At 70.6% G+C, this 20,140-nt stretch carries 17 protein-coding genes and 2 rRNA genes (1 of these 19 running past the window's edge); 8 read left to right on the forward strand and 11 right to left on the reverse strand.

Translation table 11 applies throughout. The annotated features are described in order from the left end of the window. Positions 1-12: 12 nt before the first annotated feature. On the reverse strand, positions 13-522 hold the full coding sequence (locus Actob_RS35470) for a mycothiol transferase (RefSeq protein WP_284916300.1): 510 nt from the start codon (positions 520-522) through the stop codon (positions 13-15). A gap of 29 nt (positions 523-551) precedes the next feature. On the opposite strand from Actob_RS35470, the gene Actob_RS35475 reads away from it, so the two are divergent. Together Actob_RS35475 and Actob_RS35480 are read left to right on the forward strand one after the other, a co-directional pair. Continuing rightward, positions 552-1,037, forward strand: a complete 486-nt coding sequence (locus Actob_RS35475) for a GNAT family N-acetyltransferase (protein WP_284916301.1) — start codon at positions 552-554, stop codon at positions 1,035-1,037. Between the two features lie 66 nt (positions 1,038-1,103). Next, positions 1,104-2,402: an ammonium transporter gene (locus Actob_RS35480; RefSeq protein ID WP_284916302.1), complete on the forward strand. Its 1,299-nt coding sequence runs from the start codon at positions 1,104-1,106 to the stop codon at positions 2,400-2,402. 1,255 nt (positions 2,403-3,657) lie between these two features. Here the strand turns inward: Actob_RS35480 and Actob_RS35485 are convergent. From Actob_RS35485 to Actob_RS35500, 4 genes are read right to left on the reverse strand one after another with little or no spacing between them, the layout of a single operon-like run. Continuing rightward, positions 3,658-4,443 carry an endonuclease/exonuclease/phosphatase family protein gene (locus tag Actob_RS35485; RefSeq protein ID WP_284916303.1) on the reverse strand — a complete coding sequence of 262 codons (786 nt, stop codon included), beginning with the start codon at positions 4,441-4,443 and terminating at the stop codon, positions 3,658-3,660. Then, positions 4,443-5,951 carry a phosphatase PAP2 family protein gene (locus Actob_RS35490; RefSeq protein ID WP_407653733.1) on the reverse strand — a complete coding sequence of 503 codons (1,509 nt, stop codon included), beginning with the start codon at positions 5,949-5,951 and terminating at the stop codon, positions 4,443-4,445. The genes Actob_RS35485 and Actob_RS35490 overlap by 1 nt, the downstream gene beginning before the upstream one ends. Before the next feature lie 42 nt (positions 5,952-5,993). Continuing rightward, the gene (locus tag Actob_RS35495) at positions 5,994-6,998 is read right to left on the reverse strand and encodes a YihY/virulence factor BrkB family protein (protein WP_284916304.1); all 1,005 of its coding nucleotides are present in this window, start codon (positions 6,996-6,998) and stop codon (positions 5,994-5,996) included. Then, a complete protein-coding gene (locus Actob_RS35500; protein WP_284916305.1) occupies positions 6,995-7,942 on the reverse strand; it encodes a diacylglycerol/lipid kinase family protein in 948 nt (315 codons plus the stop codon). The genes Actob_RS35495 and Actob_RS35500 overlap by 4 nt, the downstream gene beginning before the upstream one ends. A gap of 85 nt (positions 7,943-8,027) precedes the next feature. On the opposite strand from Actob_RS35500, the gene Actob_RS35505 reads away from it, so the two are divergent. Genes Actob_RS35505 through Actob_RS35515 form a run of 3 tightly spaced genes read left to right on the forward strand, consistent with a single transcriptional unit; the run spans position 8,028 to position 9,858 of the window. Next, positions 8,028-8,519, forward strand: a complete 492-nt coding sequence (locus Actob_RS35505) for a DUF1990 family protein (RefSeq protein WP_328518398.1) — start codon at positions 8,028-8,030, stop codon at positions 8,517-8,519. Continuing rightward, the gene (locus tag Actob_RS35510; protein ID WP_284916308.1) at positions 8,516-9,292 is read left to right on the forward strand and encodes an MBL fold metallo-hydrolase; all 777 of its coding nucleotides are present in this window, start codon (positions 8,516-8,518) and stop codon (positions 9,290-9,292) included. The genes Actob_RS35505 and Actob_RS35510 overlap by 4 nt, the downstream gene beginning before the upstream one ends. Then, complete coding sequence (locus Actob_RS35515; protein WP_284916309.1) at positions 9,289-9,858, forward strand: DedA family protein; 570 nt, start codon at positions 9,289-9,291, stop codon at positions 9,856-9,858. Before Actob_RS35510 ends, Actob_RS35515 begins: the two co-directional genes overlap by 4 nt. Here the strand turns inward: Actob_RS35515 and Actob_RS35520 are convergent. Next, positions 9,848-10,744: a serine hydrolase gene (locus Actob_RS35520; RefSeq protein WP_284916310.1), complete on the reverse strand. Its 897-nt coding sequence runs from the start codon at positions 10,742-10,744 to the stop codon at positions 9,848-9,850. The two genes, Actob_RS35515 and Actob_RS35520, sit on opposite strands and share 11 nt — an antisense overlap. A gap of 143 nt (positions 10,745-10,887) precedes the next feature. On the opposite strand from Actob_RS35520, the gene Actob_RS35525 reads away from it, so the two are divergent. Further along, positions 10,888-11,817, forward strand: a complete 930-nt coding sequence (locus Actob_RS35525) for a hypothetical protein (RefSeq protein WP_284916311.1) — start codon at positions 10,888-10,890, stop codon at positions 11,815-11,817. 145 nt (positions 11,818-11,962) lie between these two features. Here Actob_RS35525 and Actob_RS35530 read toward each other — a convergent pair whose 3' ends face one another. Further along, positions 11,963-13,003 (reverse strand): S1 family peptidase, encoded by a 1,041-nt coding sequence (locus tag Actob_RS35530; protein WP_284916312.1) that lies wholly within the window; start codon positions 13,001-13,003, stop codon positions 11,963-11,965. A gap of 184 nt (positions 13,004-13,187) precedes the next feature. Next, positions 13,188-13,772 carry a winged helix-turn-helix domain-containing protein gene (locus Actob_RS35535; protein WP_284916313.1) on the reverse strand — a complete coding sequence of 195 codons (585 nt, stop codon included), beginning with the start codon at positions 13,770-13,772 and terminating at the stop codon, positions 13,188-13,190. Positions 13,773-14,191: 419 nt separating this feature from the next. Between Actob_RS35535 and Actob_RS35540 the strand changes: the two genes are divergently transcribed. After that, the gene (locus Actob_RS35540) at positions 14,192-14,674 is read left to right on the forward strand and encodes an NADPH-dependent FMN reductase (RefSeq protein ID WP_284916314.1); all 483 of its coding nucleotides are present in this window, start codon (positions 14,192-14,194) and stop codon (positions 14,672-14,674) included. 48 nt (positions 14,675-14,722) lie between these two features. Here Actob_RS35540 and Actob_RS35545 read toward each other — a convergent pair whose 3' ends face one another. Beyond that, entirely contained in the window at positions 14,723-16,675 is a 1,953-nt protein-coding gene (locus Actob_RS35545) for a S8 family peptidase (protein WP_284916315.1), read from the reverse strand. 703 nt (positions 16,676-17,378) lie between these two features. Here Actob_RS35545 and Actob_RS35550 point away from each other — a divergent pair. Continuing rightward, on the forward strand, positions 17,379-17,762 hold the full coding sequence (locus Actob_RS35550; RefSeq protein WP_284916316.1) for a hypothetical protein: 384 nt from the start codon (positions 17,379-17,381) through the stop codon (positions 17,760-17,762). Positions 17,763-17,887: 125 nt separating this feature from the next. On the opposite strand, the gene rrf is transcribed toward Actob_RS35550, so the two are convergent. Then, a 5S ribosomal RNA gene (rrf, locus tag Actob_RS35555) occupies positions 17,888-18,004 on the reverse strand. 157 nt (positions 18,005-18,161) lie between these two features. Beyond that, positions 18,162-20,140: ribosomal RNA gene (locus Actob_RS35560) — 23S ribosomal RNA — on the reverse strand; it runs 1,094 nt beyond the window's last position.

Genomic DNA, 20,140 nt, shown 5'->3' on the forward strand with positions numbered 1-20,140 from the left:
ACGGCCCGGCCACTACTCGCCGACCGCCCCGGCCGCCAGCTCGGCGACGATGTCCAGGTGCCCGACGTGCCGGGCGTACTCCTGGACCAGGTGGAAGCAGATCCGCTCCAGGGTCGGCGGCGCGGCGCCCTCCCAGCGCGGGCCGGGCTGCCCGACCGCGCTCAGGTCGGTCGTGGCGAGCACCTGTGCGGTGTGCTCGCCCTGCGCGCGCAGCGCCTCGGCCAGCTCGGTGAAACTCTCCTCCGGCGCCACGTACCAGCGGTCGACGTTGCGGTCACCCCACGGGTCGTCGAATGCCACGCCCTCGAATCCCCACTCGATCCAGCGCAGTTCGACGTACCGAAGATGTTTGACCAGCTCGAGCGGCGTCCAACCGGAAGGGAGCCGGCTGGTCCGGCGCTCCCCCTCGGGGAGCGCTGACACCTTGGCGAGCAGCGTCTCACGGAAGTACGACAGGTAACCCGCGAAGACCTCGGCGGTGCTGCCGGCGGGACGGGTCGGCGAGGGGAACTCGATCGTCATGTCGCGAGTATGCGGGTTTGATGGGGCACATGACCGCATTGCTAGTGCATGCCGCCGGCCCGGACGACAGCGCGACGGTGGTCCGGCTGATCACCGAGTCATGGCACGCGCCGATCCTGGTGGTGCACGGCGTCACCTATGACGCGGCCGATCTGCCGGCGCTGCTCGCCGAACGGGACGGCGAGATCGCCGGCCTGCTCACCTATCACGTCGACGGTGACGCCCTGGAGATCGTCTCGCTCAACGCGTTCACGTCCGGGGCCGGCGTCGGCACCGCCCTGCTCGACGCCGCCACCGGGGTCGCCCGGGAGCGGGGCCTGGCCCGGATCTGGGTGGTCACCACCAACGACAACCTGGACGCGCTCCGCTTCTACCAGCGGCGCGGCCTGCGGATCACGGCGGTCGCGCCGGGCGCCGTGGACGCCGCGCGGGCGATCAAGCCGTCGATTCCGCTGGTCGGCGAGCACGGCATCCCGCTGCGCGACGAGTTGACGCTGGAGATGCCCGTCGCATGACGCCCGTAACACAGCGGAAACGCACGGGTCCCCGAGCCGAAACGGACCATGGCGAGGCTAGGCCGTGTGACCGCACAACTGAACTCCGGGGACACCGCCTGGCTGCTGGTCAGCGCCGCCCTGGTGCTGCTGATGATTCCGGGCCTGGCGCTGTTCTACGGCGGCATGGTGCGGATCAAGAGCACCCTCAACATGCTGATGATGACGTTCGCCTGCCTGGCGGTGGTCAGCGTCATCTGGGTGGCCTACGGCTATTCGCTGGCCTTCGGCCCGGACGCCGGCGGCGGCCTGATCGGTGACCTGAGCCTGGCCGGGATGACCGGGATCGGTCCGGACGCGCTCACCGGCTCCTCGCCGACCCTGGTCTTCGCGGCGTTCCAGATGATGTTCGCGATCATCACGGCCGCCCTGCTCAGCGGCGCGATCGCGGACCGCGCCAAGTTCAGCACCTGGGTGATCTTCGTGGCGATCTGGGTGACCCTGGTCTACGCGCCGATCGCCCACTGGGTGTTCAGCCCGCACGGCTGGATCGCCGCACACCTGCACATCCTGGACCTGGCCGGCGGCACGGTCGTCGAGATCAACTCCGGGGCGTCGGGCCTGGCGCTCGCGATCGTTCTCGGCCAGCGGCTCGGCTTCCGCTCGGAGCCGATGCGCCCGCACAGCCTGCCGCTCGTGGTCCTCGGCGCCGGCCTGCTGTGGTTCGGCTGGTTCGGTTTCAACGCCGGCTCGGCGCTCGCCGCGAACGGCTCGGCAGGCCTCGCGTTCTTCAACACCCAGGTGTCCGGCGCCGCCGGAATCGCCGGCTGGCTGGTGGTCGAACGCCTGCGTGACGGCCACGCCACCACCCTGGGCGCCGCCTCCGGCGCGGTCGCAGGCCTGGTCGCGATCACCCCCGCGTGCGGCGCGGTCAACCCGCTCTGCGCCCTGCTGATCGGTGTGGCCGCCGGCGCCCTGTGCGGCTACGTGGTCGGCCTCAAACAGCGCCTCGGCCTCGACGACTCGCTCGACGTGGCCGGCGTGCACGGCGTCGGCGGCTTCCTCGGCACGATCCTCATCGGTCTGCTGGCGACCGCCACGGCCACCGGCGGCCCGCGCGGCCTGCTCTTCGGCGGCGGCCTCACCCTCTTCGGCCACCAGGCCGCCGCGGCGGTCACCGTGGCCCTGTTCTCCTTCGCCGCCACCTGGCTGATCGCCACCGCCTTGCACCGCACCATCGGCTTCCGCGTCACCCGCGAACACGAACACGGCGGCCTCGACCTGGCCCTGCACGGCGAATCCGCCTACGACCTGGGCGTCACCGGCGCCCACAGCGCCCACCCCAGATCCGCGACCGTTCCGGCCCATCCGTCCAGCGCGAAGTAGCCACACCCCCATTGCGCCGGCGCCCACAGCGCCCACCCCAATTCCGCGACCGCGCCGGCCCATCCGTCCGACGCGAGGTAGCCACACCCCCATTTCGTACGATCTCGCCCCGATCCAAGCGCACCAGCCCGCTCCCGTGGCCAACCGCACGGTGATCCCGGTGCCGGACCGCGAGGCCCCGCCGGGCTGAGCTCAGGCCACCAGCACCGAACCCGGCCGGCCCTGACGCACGTCTCCACCCCCGGACACCACCGTGAGCGCCAGCCCATCACCCGGCTGGCGCTCACGGTTGCCTCCCACCCCCGGACACCACCACCACGACCAGCCCTCACCACCCGGCTGGCCTTCACGGTTGCCCCCCACCCCCGGACACCACCACCACGACCAGCCCTCACCACCCGGCTGGCCCCCACGGTTGCCTCCCACCCCCCGGACACCACCGTGACGGCCAGCCGCAGCACCCGGCTGGCCCCCACGGTTGCCTCCCACCCCCGGACACCACCACCACAACCAGCCCCACCACCCGGCTGGCCCCCACGGTTGCCTCCCACCCCCGGACACCACCACCACAACCAGCCCCCACCACCCGGCTGGCCCTCACGGTTGCCTCCGGCTCCTGGATACGACCGTGACGGCCAGCCGGGCAGCGGGCGACTGCCAGGGGCGTTGCTGGGCGGGGGCTGCGGACGTATCGGAATGATCGGACTTGCGGGCGAGAGCGATGGGCGCGACCGCGACCGACAGTGCATCCGCTCTGGCCGTTCCCCATCTGGCCGCAACTGGCGGCCGGGGCCGTGACCAGCGAATCCCTGGCCTGGCGACCAAGACGGCGACCGGCTGCGGACCGTGACCAGGCGCACGGACCGCGGGTGGCTGCCCTGGCCAGGGCAGCCACAGGGGCCATGAGCAGACCTGCGGGCCGCGTGTAGACACGGCCGTGACCAGGGCACACGTGCGGACCGCAAGCAGACGCGCGGACAGTCAGCAGGCACGGCCGTGACCAGAGCGGCCGCGCCGACCGTGGGCAGGCGCGCGGGCCATAAGCGGGCGCTCAGATCGTGAGCGGGCGCTCGGATCGTGAACAAGCGCGCCGTGAGCAAACGCGCCTCATGAGCGGTCATGCAGGCCGTGAGCAGGCGCGCGGGCCATGAGCAGCCGCTCGGGTCGAGAGCGGGCGCTCGGACCGTGAGCGAGCGCGGACCGTGAGCGAGGCGGGCTGCGACCAGACCAGCTGAGGGCGGAGGTTGCGACGACGTCAGAGGTCGAGGTCGACCCGGACCGGATAATGATCGGAGGCGTGTTCGGTCGGGCCGCCCCGAAGGACACGCATGTCGTGCGCTTTTTCCGCCACGGCCGGGGTGGCCAGGACGTAGTCGAGGCGCATGCCGCCGAACTCGCGGCCACCGCCCTGCGTGGTCGGGACGGTGCGGCCGTCGCCCGAGCCGGCCGGGCCCCACAGGTCGACCAGGCCCGCCGAGCCGAAGGCGGCCAGCGCCCGGCTGTCCACCCGGCCGTCCGGGAACAGGTGCCGCTTGCGGAACATCGACGGCTGGCTGGCCAGTGCCTCGGTGTGGTCGCCGGCCGGGTCGAGCCCGTTCAGGTCGCCGGCCAGCACCACGTGCGAGCCGGTCACGTAGCGGGCGGCCAGCCAGCGGGCCTCGCGCATCCGGCGGTACGGCCAGAACGGGTCCAGGTGGGTGCTGATCACGGTGAGTGGCACCGACCCGGTGTCCACCACGGCGACCGCGGCGGCGTGGTGCAGGCGCCAGGTCACGCTCGCCGTGTGGGTGATCCGCAGCGGTTCGCGGACCAGTACCGCGACCGGCATCCCGAACCCGGACCGGGCCAGGTGCGCGGTCATCCCGACCGCCCCGGCCAGGTCGGCCATCCGGCGCCCGTCGTGCCGGTGGAAGTCGCGCAGTTCCTGGAGGGTGAGCACGTCCGGCTTCTCCGCGGCGATCACCTCGGCGATGGCCGGCAGCCGGATCCGCCGGCCGCGGTCCACTCCGCCGGTCTTGATGTTCCAGGTCATGAAGCGCATCAGGCGACCACCATCTGCCGGTTCTCCAGGGCCGCCTCGGTGGCGGTCACGGCCCGGGCGTTGGGCCGTACCGTCCACCACAGCACGGTCAGCCACGCCGCGGTGAGCAGCATCGCGCCGAGCACGTCGGTCGGGTGGTGCATCCCGCGGTACATCCGGGACAGCGCCACCCCGAGCGGCATCAGCACGGCGAGCACCGGGAAGATCCAGCGCCACGGCTGCCGGACCCGGGCCATCACGATGATCGCGATGGCGGTCCACAGGCAGATGGTGGCGGCGATGTGCCCGGAGGGGAACGACGACGTCGGCATGTGCCCGTCCAGCTGCTCGACCCCGGGCCGCGGCCGGTCCACCGCCGCCGCGCTGGTCAGGAACAGGGTCAGCTCGCCGACCATGGTGAGGGCCAGGAACAGCACCGGCCGCCACTGCCGCCAGAGGGCCAGCGCCAGCGGGCAGAAGACCAGCGAGATGGCCAGGATGGCGTGTGTGTCGCCGGCCTTGCTCCACCACCAGCTCAGGTCGTCCAGCGCCGGGGTACGGAAGGTCTGCAGCCAGCGCGGCACCCCGTCGTCCCAGCTCGGGTTCCACCGGGTCACGCCGTACCCGAAGAGGTAGAGCAGCCCGAAGGTGAGCACCCAGCCGACCAGGATCTCCGCCGCCTTGGCCCACGGGTGCGGCAGCACCGGTCCCTCGGCGGGCGCCGGCCGCAGGTCCTGGGCGGCCTCCGGCTCCAGGCCGTCGTGCATCAGGTGGTCGGCCGGGTGACCGGCCTCCCGGCGCCAGACCCGGAACGCGTACGCCGTCGTGCTGATCCACGCGATCCCGAGCAGCCACCCGGCGACCACGTCGGAGAGGAAGTGCACGCCGAGCGCGATCCGGCTGAACCCGATCAGCAGCACGATCCCGGCGACCAGGGCCAGGAACCAGGGCCGCCACCGGGGCCGGACGCCGGGCAGCAGCACCAGCGCGAGCATCCCGTAGACGATCATCGAGCCGAGCGCGTGCCCGCTCGGGAAGCTGTTGCCGGGAGCGTGCGCGACGGGTTCCTCGACCACCGGCCGCAGCCGCCCGACCAGCGCCTTCAGCGACGGGTCCAGGACCAGCGCGCCGGCGCCGGTGACGATCAGGTAGAGCGCCAGCCGTGGCCGCCGCCGGATCAGCAGGATCGCGACGACCACCGCGACCAGCCCGATCATGAAGACCCGGCCGCCGAACGAGGAGATCTGCTGCAGCACCTTCACCGCCGCGGAGGAGCCGGCGACCTGATGGTTCAGGCCGTCGGCGACCGCGTGGTCCAGGCTCTGCAGCGGCGACCAGTGGAACCGGACCAGCAGCAGGAGCGCGGCGAACCCGAGGCCGACCGCGATCACCGCGATCAGGCCGAGCACGCTGCGTTCGGCGAAGTGCCGGACCGGCGCCCAGCCGGCCCGCTCGACGACCCGGTTGTCATCCGAGGCGGCCCGGCTGTCATCCGGGGCGGCCCGGTTGTCATCCGGGGCGGTAGGCACAGAAGTCACGGGAGGCTCCCAACACATCGGGTGCCGCCGTTCTTACCCCGTCGACTCGCTGGGTACACCGGTGGCGCGCTGCGCGGGCACGTCCGGCGCCGGCTCCCACTGGTCGGGCTGGGCCGGCTTGGCGCCGACCCGTCGCGCCTCCAGCTGCGCGGCGAACGCCAGGCCCAGGAAGAACGCGATCCCGGTCAGGTTCGCCCAGAGCAGCAGCGCCATGATCGCGGTGAGCGGGCCGTAGGTGGCGCCGAAGCTCCCGCTCACCCGGATGTACCCGGCCAGCAGCAGGCTGGCCATCCACCAGAGCACTGTCGCCACCACCGCGCCGAACAGCAGCCAGGACAGCGCCGGCTGCTTGCGCCGCGGCGCGTGCCGGAACAGCGCGCCGACAGCGAACACGATCAGCGCCAGGCTCAGCGGCCAGCGCAGCACGTCCCAGGCCACCCGGACCCCGCCGGGTATGTCGAAATGTCGCTCCGCGGACTCGCCGGCGGCCCGGCCGGCGACCAGCAACAGGAAGCCGAACAGGGCGGGCAGGCCGGCGCAGAGCGCGAGGACCAGGGCGCGCAGGTACTTGTGCAGCGCCGGTCGGTCCCGCTCCACCCCGTAGATCCGGTTCGCCCCGCGCTCCACCTGGGCCATCGCGGTGACCAGCGCGATCACGCCGGTGATCAGACCGAGGGTCAGCGCGACCTCGCCGGCCTCCTCGGTCCGGTCGTCGTCCTCGAGCAGCTCACGGACCAGCGGCTCGCTGGCGCCCGGGGTCATCGCGATCACGGTGTCCGCGACCACCTGGCCGCCCTTCTCCGCGCCCAGGTCGGTGGCCAGGCCGGAGAGGGCGATCAGGAACGGGACGATGGCCAGGCACAGTTGCAGTGCGAAGGCGCGCGAGTGGCTGAACCCGTCGCCGTACCGGAATCGGATGAACGCGTCCCGCAGCAGCGGCCAGCGGCCGTAGTGGCGCAGCGCCAGGTAGGCGTCGTCGGCGGAGAGCTCGTCGCCGGCCATGGTCCGGGTCTCCGGGACCGGCTGGGTGCTGCTCAACGGCGTTTCGCCCGCTTCGCCACAGCGGCGGCGTCGTAGGCCAGGTCGGGGTCGGCGTCCGGCTGCGGGACGCACAGCAGCAGGGCCTTGTGGCGTACCGAGATCTTCATGGCCTTTCCCGGCGCGATGAGGTCACCGTCGAGCTGCCGGGGCTGCGCGCGGTTGCTGTAGATCTCCACCCGGGAGGCGGTGAACGTCTCCATCCGCGGCACCCGCTTGCGCCGGCTCGCCACCGCCCAGGCCAGTGCCGCCCAGTGCATCAGGTTGTTCGGGCTGAGGATGGCGACGTCCAGTTTCCCGTCGTCCGGCTGCGCCTTGCTGAGCAGCCGCACGCCGCCCTGCAGCCGGCCGACATTTCCGACGATCACCGCCTGCGGCCGGCGCGGGATCGGCGGGCCGCCGTCCAGCCGGATCCGCACCCGCATCGGCCGGTCCAGCAGGTGCTTCGCCGCCCCGACCAGGTAGGCCGGCCAGCCGATGTGCTTTTTCGCCTTCTCCGAGGTGTCCTGCAGCATCATCGCGTCGAAGCCCATCCCGGCCATCACCACGAAGCACTGGTCGTCGATGGTGCCGACGTCGATCCGGCGGCGGCCGCCCTCCAGCACCACCTGCAGCCCGGCGGCCGGGTCGGTGCCCAGCCCGAGGTTTGCCGCGAGCAGGTTGCCGGTGCCGGCCGGCAGCACGGCGAGCGCCACGTCGGTGCCGGTCAGGGCGGTCACCACGGCCGTCACGGTGCCGTCGCCACCGCACGCGAAGACCAGCTCGGCGCCATCGGCCACGGCCTTCTTGGCCTGGCCACGGCCCGGGTCCTCGGGGGTCGTCTCATACCACGCGGGCTCCGGCCACCCGGCCTTGGTCAGGCTGGTGCGCAGGGTGCGGCGAAGCTGATCCGGATCGGCCACTTTGGCGGGGTTCACCACAACGGCGGAGCGGGGTCCTGTCACGCGCTCAGTCTGCCGGAGCTAAGTCACAGGTGCGACTCAGGAATCATCGTGCCTCGGGAAGGGCACACTTTCTCAGGTGACTCGCGTGACGTACTCCGAAGTCGGCCGGACCCGCGGCGGACCGCTCCCGGACGGCTATCGGCATCTGCGCTATCGGACCCGCATCGGCACCGGTCCGCGGGTGTTCGCCGCCGCCGGCGAGGCGGTTCTCACCTTCCGGATGCACCGCGCCACCGGAGCGGGCGTCCGAGCCGGTGCGCGGCGGGCCGAGCCCGGCGTCCGGCTGACCATCGGCCTCGGTCCGGTCACCGCCCCGTGTGAGGTGGTCTGGGTCGCCCAGGAGGAGCGGAAGATCGGTTTTGGGTACGGAACGCTGCCCGGTCACCCGGCGCGCGGCGAGGAGGCGTTCGTCGTGGAACGCGACACGCGCGACCGGGTGTGGTTCACGGTCACCGCGTTCAGCCGCCCGGCCGGCACCCTGATGCGCCTGGCCGGCCCGGTGGCGGTGCTGTTCCAGCAGCTCTACGCCCGTCGGTGCGGTCAGGTGCTGCGACGTCTGGGTACCGTGAGCCGGTGAGCACGACATCGGTCACCTGGTGGGGACACAGCACGATCTGGCTCGCCGACTCGGGCGCCACCCTGCTCACCGACCCGGTGCTCACCGACCGGCTGGCGCACCTGCGCCGGCTGGCCGGCCCGTCGCCCCGGCTGCCCGGCGCGCCGGACGCGGTGCTCCTCTCTCACCTGCACGCCGACCACTTCCACGTGGCGTCGCTGAAGGCCGTGCCCGGTGAGCCGCTGCTGGTCGTGCCGCGCGGCGCTGCCGCCTTCACCGCCAAGGTGCTGGGCGCGTCGGTGGCCGCGCGGTGCGTCGAGATGGCCCCCGGCGACGAGATCGCGATCGGCGCGGTCCGGGTGCGTGCCGTGCCGGCCCGGCACGACGGCGGCCGCGGCCCGTGGTCGCGGGAGCGGGCCACCGCGATCGGCTACGTGGTCGAGGGCGAGTCCCGGACCTGGTATGCCGGGGACACCGGCCTGTTCGACCAGATGGCCGGGCTGGGCCCGCTGGATCTCGCGCTGATCCCGGTCGGCGGCTGGGGTCCCACCCTCGGCGCGCACGGTCACCTGGACGCCCGGGACGCCGCCGAGGCGCTGCACCGGGTGAAGGCGTCCTGGGCAGTGCCGGTGCACTACGGCACACTCTGGCCGATCGGGATGGCCCGGATCCGCCGGCACATGTTCGACGCGCCGGGCGTCCGGTTCGCCGAGCACGCGGCGCGGACCTCGCCGGAGACCCGGGTGCGGGTGCTGGCACACGGCGAGACGCTGACCCTCGGGCCGGCCGCGTGACCGCCACGCTGGGCGCGCTGGCCTGGCTGTTCGCCGTGGTGTGCTTCGGGGCGATCATTCCGATCGTGCCGACCGGGGCGGCGGTCAGCGGCGCCACCGCGCTGGCCTTCCACGAGGGCCGGCCGGTGACCATGACGTTCGTGGTGGCGGCCGGCGCGGCCGGCGCCTACGCCGGCGACCTGGTGATGTACGCGATGTGCCGGTTCGGCGGCGAGCAGCTCGCCCGCCGGCTGCGCTGGCTGCGCGACGAGGAACACCTGGCAGCGGTGAAGGACCGGCTGAAGGCCAGGCAGGTCCCGGTGCTGCTGGTCTCCCGGCTGATCCCGGGCGGCCGGGTGCCGGTGCTGCTCGCGGCGGCCTTCGCCGGGATCTCCTGGGACACCTTCGTGGTGGCCAACCTGCCGGCCTGCGCCCTGTGGTCGGTGGTGTACGCGGCGATCGGCCTGGCCGGCGGCTCGATCTTCCCGCGGCCCTGGCAGGGCGTGCTCGCCGCGGTGGTCGTCATCCTGGTGGTGAACCAGACGGTGACCTGGTGGAACAAGCGCCGCGAGACGTCTAGTACCTGAGGTGGGAGCGGGTCAGCTTGACCGCTTTCTCGATCACGGCCTCGCCGGCCTCCTGGGTCTGGTGGCCGTGCGAGAGCACCGCGATGGAGACGTCCACGTCGTCACCGGTGATCCGGCCGACCGAGTTGACGATCCACAGGTCGCTGGTGCCGGGGCGGGCCAGCCACCCGTTCTTCACGGTGAACTCCTCGCCCGCCTTGGCCGCGGCAGGGACTCCCCACTGCTGCGCCGGGTTGACGGTGCTCATCAGGGTGCGCGCGTAGGCCCGGCCCTTGGCCGAGATCGGACTGTCGTCGGCGACCAGCTGGGACAGCAGTTTCACCTGGTCGGTGACGGTGGTCTCGGTGAGGCCCCAGGCGCTGTTCACCACCGTGTGCTTCAGCCCGAGCCGCTTGTCGCAGCGCTGGATCGCCGACTGCTTGCCGAGGCTGGTGAACAGGGCGGTGGTGGCGTCGTTGTCGCTGTTGCGGATCATCAGTTTCGCCTTGGCGTCCTCGTCCGCGGTCAGCTTGCGGCCGGCGTCCTGCCTGGTCAGCAGCAGGCAGGCGAGCACCTGCACCTTGACCACGCTGGCGGTCCGGAACTTCCGGTCGCCGTGGAACGCGTAGCGGTCACCGGTCCGCTTGTCGAGCACCGCGACGGCGAACCCGGGGACGGTGGCGGCGTACTTCGTCAGCGCGGCGTCCAGTGCCTTGACCCGCTTGGCCCGCTCGGCCCTGGCGAGCTCCTCGGGGCTGGGCCCGGCCGGTGACGCGCTGGTCGCGTTCCCGGTGAGGAAGGTGGCAGTCTCACCCTGACTGCCGATCAGCCCTTTGAACACCAGGCCGGCACCTCCCAGCACGACCACGGCGGCCATGATCACGATCCAGTTCGGGGTACGTCGCACCCCGCCATATTGCCGTGCCGGCGCCACGACGCGTGTCCCGACTCCTATGGATCGCCCAGGAGAATCCGATTTTCCACGGTGCGCCGTGGCGCCGCGACATTCCGTCACCGGCCCCGGCTGCCCGCGGAGCGCAGAATGGGGGTATGGCGTCCCTGTTGTCCCGTGCCGTTCAGATGTCCCGCCTCGCGCTCGCCGCGCCGGCCGTCGCCGCCGACCTCACCCGCGCCGCGATCGGCCAGGTGATCGAGACCGCCGGCGCGGTGGCGGCTGTCCCGGTCCGCGCCGCCGGCCTGCTCGGCCAGGCCGAGCTGCTGGTCAACCGGGCCGGCCTGGCGATCGGCCAGGCCGAGGAGCTGATCGCCCGGGTGACAGCGGTGACCACCGCCGCCGAGTCCGCGGTGACCGAGGTCCAGGTGGTCAGCGCGGCGGCTCAGGCGGCGATCGCCGAGGTGCAGGCGATCAGTACGGCGGCCGAGGCGGCGATCGCCGAGGTGCGGGCGATCACCACGGCGGCGACGCTGACCGTCGAGGAGGCGAGCGCGATCGCCACGGCCGCCGGTGACGTGATCCGCCGGGTGGCCGGGACCGCCGACGCGGCCGGCACCCTGGTGATCGAGGCGGGCTCGCTGACCACGGCGGCCGCCGAGGTGGTGGCCGAGGTGGGCGCGGTCAGCGGCACGGCACGCGGACTGGTCGGCGACGCGGCGGCGGTGGCGGCTCAGGCCTCCGCCGTGGTGGCCCGCGCCGACCAGGCCGCCGGGGTCGCCACCGAGCTGCTCGACGGGTACGCGCCGACGCTGCGCAAGGCGGCGCCGTTGGCCGCCCGGTTCGTGGAGGAGCTGACGCCGGAGGAGGTGACCGCCGCGATCCGGATGGTCGACGAGCTCCCGGCGCTGCGCGACCATCTGGTCAACGACGTGATGCCGCTGCTCAACAAGCTGGACCAGGTGGGGCCGGACCTGCACAAGCTGCTCGAGGTGACCGAGGACCTGCACCTGGCGATCGCCGGGCTGCCGGGGCTGAAGCTGCTGCGCCGCCGGGGCGAGGAACGCACCGGGGAGGATCGGGGCTGAGCGCGGCCGCCCGGGGCGGAGCGCTCCGGGCGTACCGTCGAACGGGTTGGCGGCGGGGTCGCGGATCGCGACCCCGCCGCTCCTTGCTGATACCGCGCCGGCCTCGCGTGGGATTTCGGTCATCTTCCGGCCGGGCGGTGACGGCTCAGTAGACCGAGACGCCGTAAACGCTCAGCGGCTCGACGACCGGCTGGAAGTACGTGACGCCGCCGGACGAGCAGTTACCGCTGCCGCCCGAGGTGAGGCCGAGCGCCGTGGTGCCGGAGTAGAGCGATCCGCCGCTGTCGCCCGGTTCGGCGCAGACGGTGGTGCGGATCAGGCCGGAGACCGTGCCCTCGGCGTAGTTGACGGTGCTGTTCAGCGCGGTGACCCGGCCGGAGTGGATGCCGGTGGTGGAACCGCGCCGGTAGACGGTGGCGCCGACCGCCGGGGTGCCGGCGGAGGTGATGTCCTGCGAACCGACAGCGCCGCTCTTGGTGATCGTCGTGTTGGTGTAGCGGACGATGCCGTAGTCGTTGCCCGGGAAGCTCGTGCCGGCCCGGGTGCCGAGCGTGCTGGAGCCGTTCGTCCAGGTCGAACCGATGTTCGTGCAGTGGCCGGCGGTGAGGAAGTAGTACGTGCCGGCGCTGTTGCGCACGTTGAAGCCGAGCGAGCAGCGGGCGCCGCCGGTGTAGATGGCGTCACCGCCGGAGATCCGAGTGCTGATCTTGCCGGGGATGCTCTCGATCCGGGCGGTGTCGCCGAGCTTGGCGACGGTGGCCTTGACCGCGGCCAGCTTGGCGCCGGTGACGCTCTGGTCGACGCTGACCACGACCTGGTTGGTGACCGGGTCGACGGCGAAGGCGGTGCCGGGCGTCTTCAGGTTGACCTTGAGGCTCGCGTCGGCGGCGGCGAGGGTGGCGCCGCTGCGAGCCACGTAGCGCGGGGTGGCGCCGGCCTTGACGACCTCGGCTGCGGTGGTCGCGTCGGTGACGTTGACCACCAGTTTGCCGGAGGCGTCGAGGTAGGAGCCGGCGTCACGGGAGCCGAGCTGATCGTCCAGCTTGCTGGCAAGGGCGGACGGCGCGAAGGACGCGTCGCCCAGGGCCGGGGCAGCCGAGGCGGGTGACGTCGCGACGAAGGCGCTGCCCACGAGGATGCCGACCGCCAGGCCGACGATCGGTCGGCGAAGCTTCGGGTTGAGCACGGTTTCCTCCCAGGGGGATTGGGTAGGTGGCCCGACCGGTCCGGTAGGCCAGTGCTCGCAAGTATTCAAATTGATCAATGAATGTTGCAAGGAGAAGTCAATTTGGAACAATCTCGATCAAGTTGCCCCTGAGCTGGGAAAAGCCTCGTCCCATAGTGCGGGGGTATGACCCCTTCGGGATGAATCAGCGCTCCCGCACGCTGATCGGGGCGTCGTCGGCGAGCCGGTAGCCCAGGCCGTAGACCGTGGTGATCAGCTCCGGGTCGTCGAGCTTGGTGCGCAGGCGGCTGACGTGCACGTCCACCGTGCGGTTGGTGGTGTGCCGGTGACCCCAGACGTGGGTGAGCAGTTGGGCCCGGCTGAAGACCTGACGAGGGTGCTGGGCGAGGAAGAGCAGCAGGTCGTACTCCAACCGACTGAGGTCGAGACGCCGGCCGCCGCGCAGGGCGGTGCGGGCTCGCGGGTCCAGGACGATGTCGTCGGCGGCAGCGGCCTGCGGCGCGGGGGGCTCCAGCTCGATGGCGGCACCCGGGCCGGCCGCGTCGACCAGGTCGCGCAGGGCGGCGAGCACCCGGTCGCGGCCGGTGAGGCCGCCGGCGATGCTGATCGTGACGGTGACCGGGGCCTCGTCCACCAGCGGGCCGCGAGCCGCGGCCTCGTCCGCCAGCACGCCGCGGGCCGGGGCTTCGTCGGCCGGGAGGGTGGGGACCGGGCGCAGGGCGGGGCGGGCATGAGCGGGACGCGGGTGGGCGATGGCGAGCGCGGACATGGGGTGCTCCTTCGACGACTCGTGCCCCCGGATCCGGCGGCACCCAGCAAGGATATAATTCCTATCTGTTAGATAGGCATACCGCATCGTAGTAGCGCACGCCACATCCCACAAACTCCATCTTCTTACTAGGATTTGGGATCGCTGTTGACCGCGGCCTTCCCGGGATCGATGGTGGAGTGGTTCTCAAGCAATGGGCCCGGCGGTCCGGTGTGGACGGGGTCACTCTTCCGGGTGGATCAGCCCGGCGAGGCGGCCCTTCTCGCGGCCGGCCCCGCGCGGGTGACCTCGTACGCCATCACCGCGCTCGGGCCCGCCCCACCGGTGATCGCCGCGTGTGGCGTGCCCGACATATCCGGATAGTCGCAGATAATCGTGGAAAGGAGGCGCGGCGGACCGCCTCGGACGCCGCGAAACGGATGACTGGAATTGTGGTGGTGTCCGGTAACCCGCGCGCCGGGTCCCGGACCTCGACCCTGGCCATCGCGGTCGGGGAGGCCTTCGCGGACCGGCTCGGCTCCCCCGCGCCCACCGTGATCGAGGTGGGCGCGCTCGGCGCCGGCCTGCTGACCCGGGACGACGAGGCGACCGCGGCCGCGGTGGAGGCGCTGACCACGGCGAACCTGCTGGTGGTGGCGACCCCGACGTACAAGGGCAGCTACACCGGGCTGCTCAAGGTGCTGCTGGACCAGCTGCCCAACCAGGCGCTGGCCGGCAAGCTCGCGGTCCCGGTGGTGACGGCCGGGATCGCGCCGCAGGCGACCGCCGCCGAGGCGGTGCTGCGGCAGCTGCTGGTGGAACTGGGAGCGATCGTGGCCCGCCCCGGCCTGCCGGTGGTCGAGGCAGACCTGCCGGAATCAGCGGACATCGCGAAAAAGTACGCCGCCGCGCTCGACTGGTGAGGAAAGCCCCGGCATCCCACCGGGGCTTCCCCTCGTCCTCCGGCCCGATCAGGCGGCCGGGCCGACCACCAGGGTGTAATTCCTGGTCGCGGTGCCGCCCCAGACATCAGTGAACCCGGCTGTGAAGCTCGCCGTCTCCCCGTCGACAGCCGTCGGCACACCGCTGATCAGGCCAGTCCCGTCCAGGCTGAGCCCGGCCGGGAGCGCGCCGCCGAGCAGGCTCCAGGCGCCCTCACGACCATCAGCTGTCACCAACCGGCCCTGATAGTCGACGCCGGCCCGCACCGGCGGCAGCTCGGCACCGAGGACCGGGGTACCGGCCACCACCGGGATCACGATCGTGCGGGTCACCGCCCGCGGCACGTAATCGGTGAACCGCACGGTCACCGCGTACTCCCCCGGCTCGGTCGGGGTGCCGGTGATCGCGCCGCTGTGCGCGAGCGACAGACCAGGCGGCATGCTGCCCGCGGCCACCTGCCACGTTCCGGTCCGGCCCGACTTGAGGTTCACCCTGCTGGCGTACGGCGTACCGACGGTCGCCACGGCCGTCCGCGACGTCGCGATCACCGGCTCGGCGGGTGGCGCCGGGACGAAGAGCAGCCGGTTGGGCGCGCCGGCCCGGTCGGTCACCTTGCCGGTGGTGGCGTTCGCGACCAGCCTGGCGCGCACCTGGGACGGGGTGAGGGCGGGGCCGGCGTCCAGGATCAGGGCGGCGGCGCCGGCCACGTGCGGGGCGGCCATCGACGTACCGCTGTAGACCGCCGTCGCACTGTTGCTGCCGGAGACCGACGACTTGATGTTCACCCCGGGAGCGAACAGGTCCACCACCCTGCCGTAGTTGGAGAACGTGGCCCGCCGGTCCCGGCTGTCGGTGGCCGCCACGGTGATCGCCGCGGACACGTCGGCCGGGCTGCTCCAGGAGGCGTCCACGTCCTCGTTGCCGGCCGCCACCACGTAGGTGACCCCGGAGGCGATCGACTGCCGCACCGCGAAGTCCAGCGACGGGCTGGCCGCCCCGCCCATGCTCATGTTCGCGACGGCCGGCTTGACCGCGTGCTCGGTCACCCAGTCGACGCCGTCGATCACGTCGGACAGGTCGCCCTCGCCGTAGCAGTCGAGCACCCGCACGGCCACCAGCCGCACCTTCTTGGCGACGCCGTAGTGCGCGCCACCGATCGTGCCGGCCACATGCGTCCCGTGCCCGTTGCAGTCGGCCGCGTACCGATCGTCGTCGGCGAAGTCGTACCCGTAGGACGCCCGCCCGCCGAACTCCTTGTGCGTGATCCGGATCCCGGTGTCGATCACGTACGCGTGCACCGACGACCCGTCGTCGGTCGGGGTGTAGGACTTGGACCCCGCGACAGACCGCTGATCGATCCGGTCCAGTCCCCACGCCGGACTCGTCTGCGTTCCCGCGCTCCGGAACGCCCCTTCCCCACCGACGGCGGCCTGCCCACCGCCGATCTGCCCACCGCCAGCTGCCCGTGCACCGCCAGCCGCTCGCACACCGTCGGCCCGGCCGGCACCGTCGGCCCGCCTCGCACCGTTGGCCCGCGCTGCACCGTCGGCCCGCGCTGCACCGCCGGTCCGCCCCGCACCGTCCGCCTGCCCCGCACTGGCCAGCCGCACGCCACTGTCCTGGCCGGCGGCGACCGGGCCCAGGCCGACGGCATGTTCGGTGGTGGCGATGCGGACGCGCCGGTCCTGCTCGACCGACCGTACGGCCGGGTCGGCCGCGAGCCGCCGCGCCTGGGTCGCGCTCATCTCCGCCGCGAACCCGGCGATCCCCCGGAAGTCGCGCAGCACCTTCCCCGCGCCGAGGCTCCGCACGCGCGGCCCGCCCGCCCGCTCTTTCAGCGTGACGATGTACCGCCCGGGCAGCGCGCCGGGCGCATCAGCCCCGATCACCGTCCCGGTCGCCACCGCGGGGGACGGGACAGTCAGGGCTGCCGAGGCGGCAACCGCCGACGTGAGAAACGCACCGAGCGACCACTTACGCATGCCCCGCGTGATCGGTCACCCGAGGGCCGGGTTGAGCCGCCGCCCCGCAACGAACCAACCTGCCACCAACCCGCCGATCCGCCGCACCCCACCCCGACCCGCACGACCACGCCGATCCGCTCACCAAGAAGGGGACTGTGCCAGGAGCGGTGTTTCCGGCCCGACACGCCAAGAAGCAGCGGAGCCCAAATGAAGGTCGAGCGTCGCCGGGCGAGTTCCCGAACCGTTGCGGCTGCCCACCCCCGCCCGCGCGAGAGTGTTACCAGGGCTTCCCAGAGTCCCCCGCGGGGCGTTATGGAGCCGTTACGGAGGGGGTAGAACTGATGGGGTCGGGGTGGCATCGGACCCTATGACAGCGCGATGGAGCTGAATGGGGGACAGAGTGATGCGACGGGTGATGTGGCGACGACCGGCCGGATGGGGTGTCGGGCTGATTGCCGGGGTCGGGTTGTTGGGCGGGTGTGCGGCGGCGCCGGAGCATCTGGACGGGCCCGCGGTGCCGGTCGGCGCCACGGTTCCGGCCTCGGGGCGGCCGTCCGCGACCAAGATGCCGTCGGCTTCCGCTTCCGCTCCGGCATCGGGGCGGACAAGGAGTCCGGAGGCGACTTCCACGCCGCGGGCCGGGGTGTCGTCCAGCCGGTCGGCGGTGCGGGCGGTCTCTCAGGTCATCGGGCCGACCGGAATCGGCTCACTGAAGATCGGAATGACGGTGAACCAGGCGAAGGCCACCGGCCTGATCACCGGGTACACCACGTACGACGGGCCCGAGGGCTGCGGCAACTCCCGGCTGAAGGGTGCCGGCAGCTCCGGCGGCGAGATCACCCACTCGCCTCGGCTGGGTGTCGTCGCCATCCAGGCCTACGGCAAGATGCACACGCCCGAGGGAATCGGCTTCGGCAGCACCATGGACCAGGTCCGCAGTGCCTATCCGGACTTCGAGGGCAGCGACGTGGACGAAACCGAACGCTTCGGTGACGGCCGCGCCTGGGCCCACGCCTCTGGCAAGGTCAACTACCGCTTCACCTTCGACAACGACAAGGTGATCGAGCTCGGCCTCGAGCACCAGAACCAGGACTGTTACGAGTAATCCGTCGCCTGCGGAGCGTCCGGCGTCCAGCGGTAAAAGCCGCCAGTCGCCTGCCGCACCGCCCTTTTCCAGGTACAAAAAGAAAAGGCCCACCCCGTCACGGGGTGGGCCTTTTCTTAAGTTGAGTCCGGCGGCGTCCTACTCTCCCACACCCTCCCGAGTGCAGTACCATCGGCGCTGGAGGGCTTAGCTACCGGGTTCGGAATGTAACCGGGCGTTTCCCCTCCGCTATGACCACCGAAACAGCTATCAGCGCGGAACCAACCAGCAACCCGCATCCCTCTCCGGCACCCCAGCCGGCCCCGACATCATCGGAAGCCAACCAGAATCCCTGAGAAGAAACAGGGTGGTTGTTCGTTTGCTGTGAATCACACAGTGGACGCAAGCAGAAAATTTAGGGTGGTTAAGCCCTCGGCCTATTAGTACCGGTCAACTCAACACGTTACCGTGCTTACATCTCCGGCCTATCAACCCAATAGTCTCTTGGGGGCCTTACCCACTCAAGGTGGTGGGATACCTCATCTCGAAGCGAGCTTCCCGCTTAGATGCTTTCAGCGGTTATCCCTTCCGAACGTAGCCAACCAGCCATGCTCCTGGCGGAACAACTGGCACACCAGAGGTTCGTCCGTCCCGGTCCTCTCGTACTAGGGACAGCCCTTCTCAAGTATCCAACGCGCACGGCGGATAGGGACCGAACTGTCTCACGACGTTCTAAACCCAGCTCGCGTACCGCTTTAATGGGCGAACAGCCCAACCCTTGGGACCTGCTACAGCCCCAGGATGCGACGAGCCGACATCGAGGTGCCAAACCATCCCGTCGATATGGACTCTTGGGGAAGATCAGCCTGTTATCCCCGGGGTACCTTTTATCCGTTGAGCGACACCGCTTCCACACGCAAGTGCCGGATCACTAGTCCCGACTTTCGTCCCTGCTCGACCCGTCAGTCTCACAGTCAAGCTCCCTTGTGCACTTACACTCAACACCTGATTGCCAACCAGGCTGAGGGAACCTTTGGGCGCCTCCGTTACCCTTTAGGAGGCAACCGCCCCAGTTAAACTACCCACCAGACACTGTCCCTCGACCCGATCAGGGCCGCAAGTTAGATACCCAAACCCAACAGAGTGGTATTTCAACAACGCCTCCACCCGAACTGGCGTCCGAGCTTCACCGGCTCCCACCTATCCTACACAATCGAATTCAGATACCAATGTCAAGCTATAGTAAAGGTCCCGGGGTCTTTCCGTCCTGCCGCGCGTAACGAGCATCTTTACTCGTACTGCAATTTCGCCGGGCCTGTGGTTGAGACAGTGGGGAAGTCGTTACGCCATTCGTGCAGGTCGGAACTTACCCGACAAGGAATTTCGCTACCTTAGGATGGTTATAGTTACCACCGCCGTTTACTGGCGCTTAAGTTCTCCGCTTCGCCCCGAAGAGCTAACAGGTCCCCTTAACGTTCCAGCACCGGGCAGGCGTCAGTCCATATACATCGTCTTACGACTTGGCATGGACCTGTGTTTTTAGTAAACAGTCGCTTCCCCCTGCTCTCTGCGGCCATACCACGCTCCACCCGCAAGGGGCTTCACGCGTCCGGCCCCCCTTCTCCCTAAGTTACGGGGGCAATTTGCCGAGTTCCTTAACCACAGTTCACCCGTCGCCTCGGTATTCTCTACCTGACCACCTGTGTCGGTTTAGGGTACGGGCCGCTCGAAACATCGCTAGAGGCTTTTCTCGGCAGCATAGGATCAATGACTTCACCAGAACGGCTCGGCATCACGTCTCAGCCTATTGCCATGCGGATTTGCCTACATGACGGCCTACACGCTTACCCCGGCACAACCACCGGCCGGGATCATCTACCTTCCTGCGTCACCCCATCACTAAACTACTACCCACCAAGGTCCTAGTCTCCATGCCCTAGGTCCGAAGACCGCCGGCACTTCAAGTAGTTAGTACAGTGAGGTTCGTCTTGGGCGTTTCTTTGCGGGTACGGGAATATCAACCCGTTATCCATCGACTACGCCTCTCGGCCTCGCCTTAGGCCCCGACTCACCCAGGGCGGATTAGCCTGGCCCTGGAACCCTTGGTCATCCGGCGGAAGGGGTTCTCACCCTTCATTCGCTACTCATGCCTGCATTCTCACTCGTACAGCGTCCACGGCTGGATCACTCCGCCGCTTCACCCGCTGCACGACGCTCCCCTACCCATCCACACAAAGTGTGAATGCCACAGCTTCGGCGGTGTGCTTGAGCCCCGCTACATTGTCGGCGCGGAACCACTTGACCAGTGAGCTATTACGCACTCTTTAAAGGGTGGCTGCTTCTAAGCCAACCTCCTGGTTGTCCATGCGATCCCACATCCTTTTCCACTTAGCACACGC

Source organism: Actinoplanes oblitus (genome assembly GCF_030252345.1).
Taxonomy (GTDB): domain Bacteria; phylum Actinomycetota; class Actinomycetes; order Mycobacteriales; family Micromonosporaceae; genus Actinoplanes; species Actinoplanes oblitus.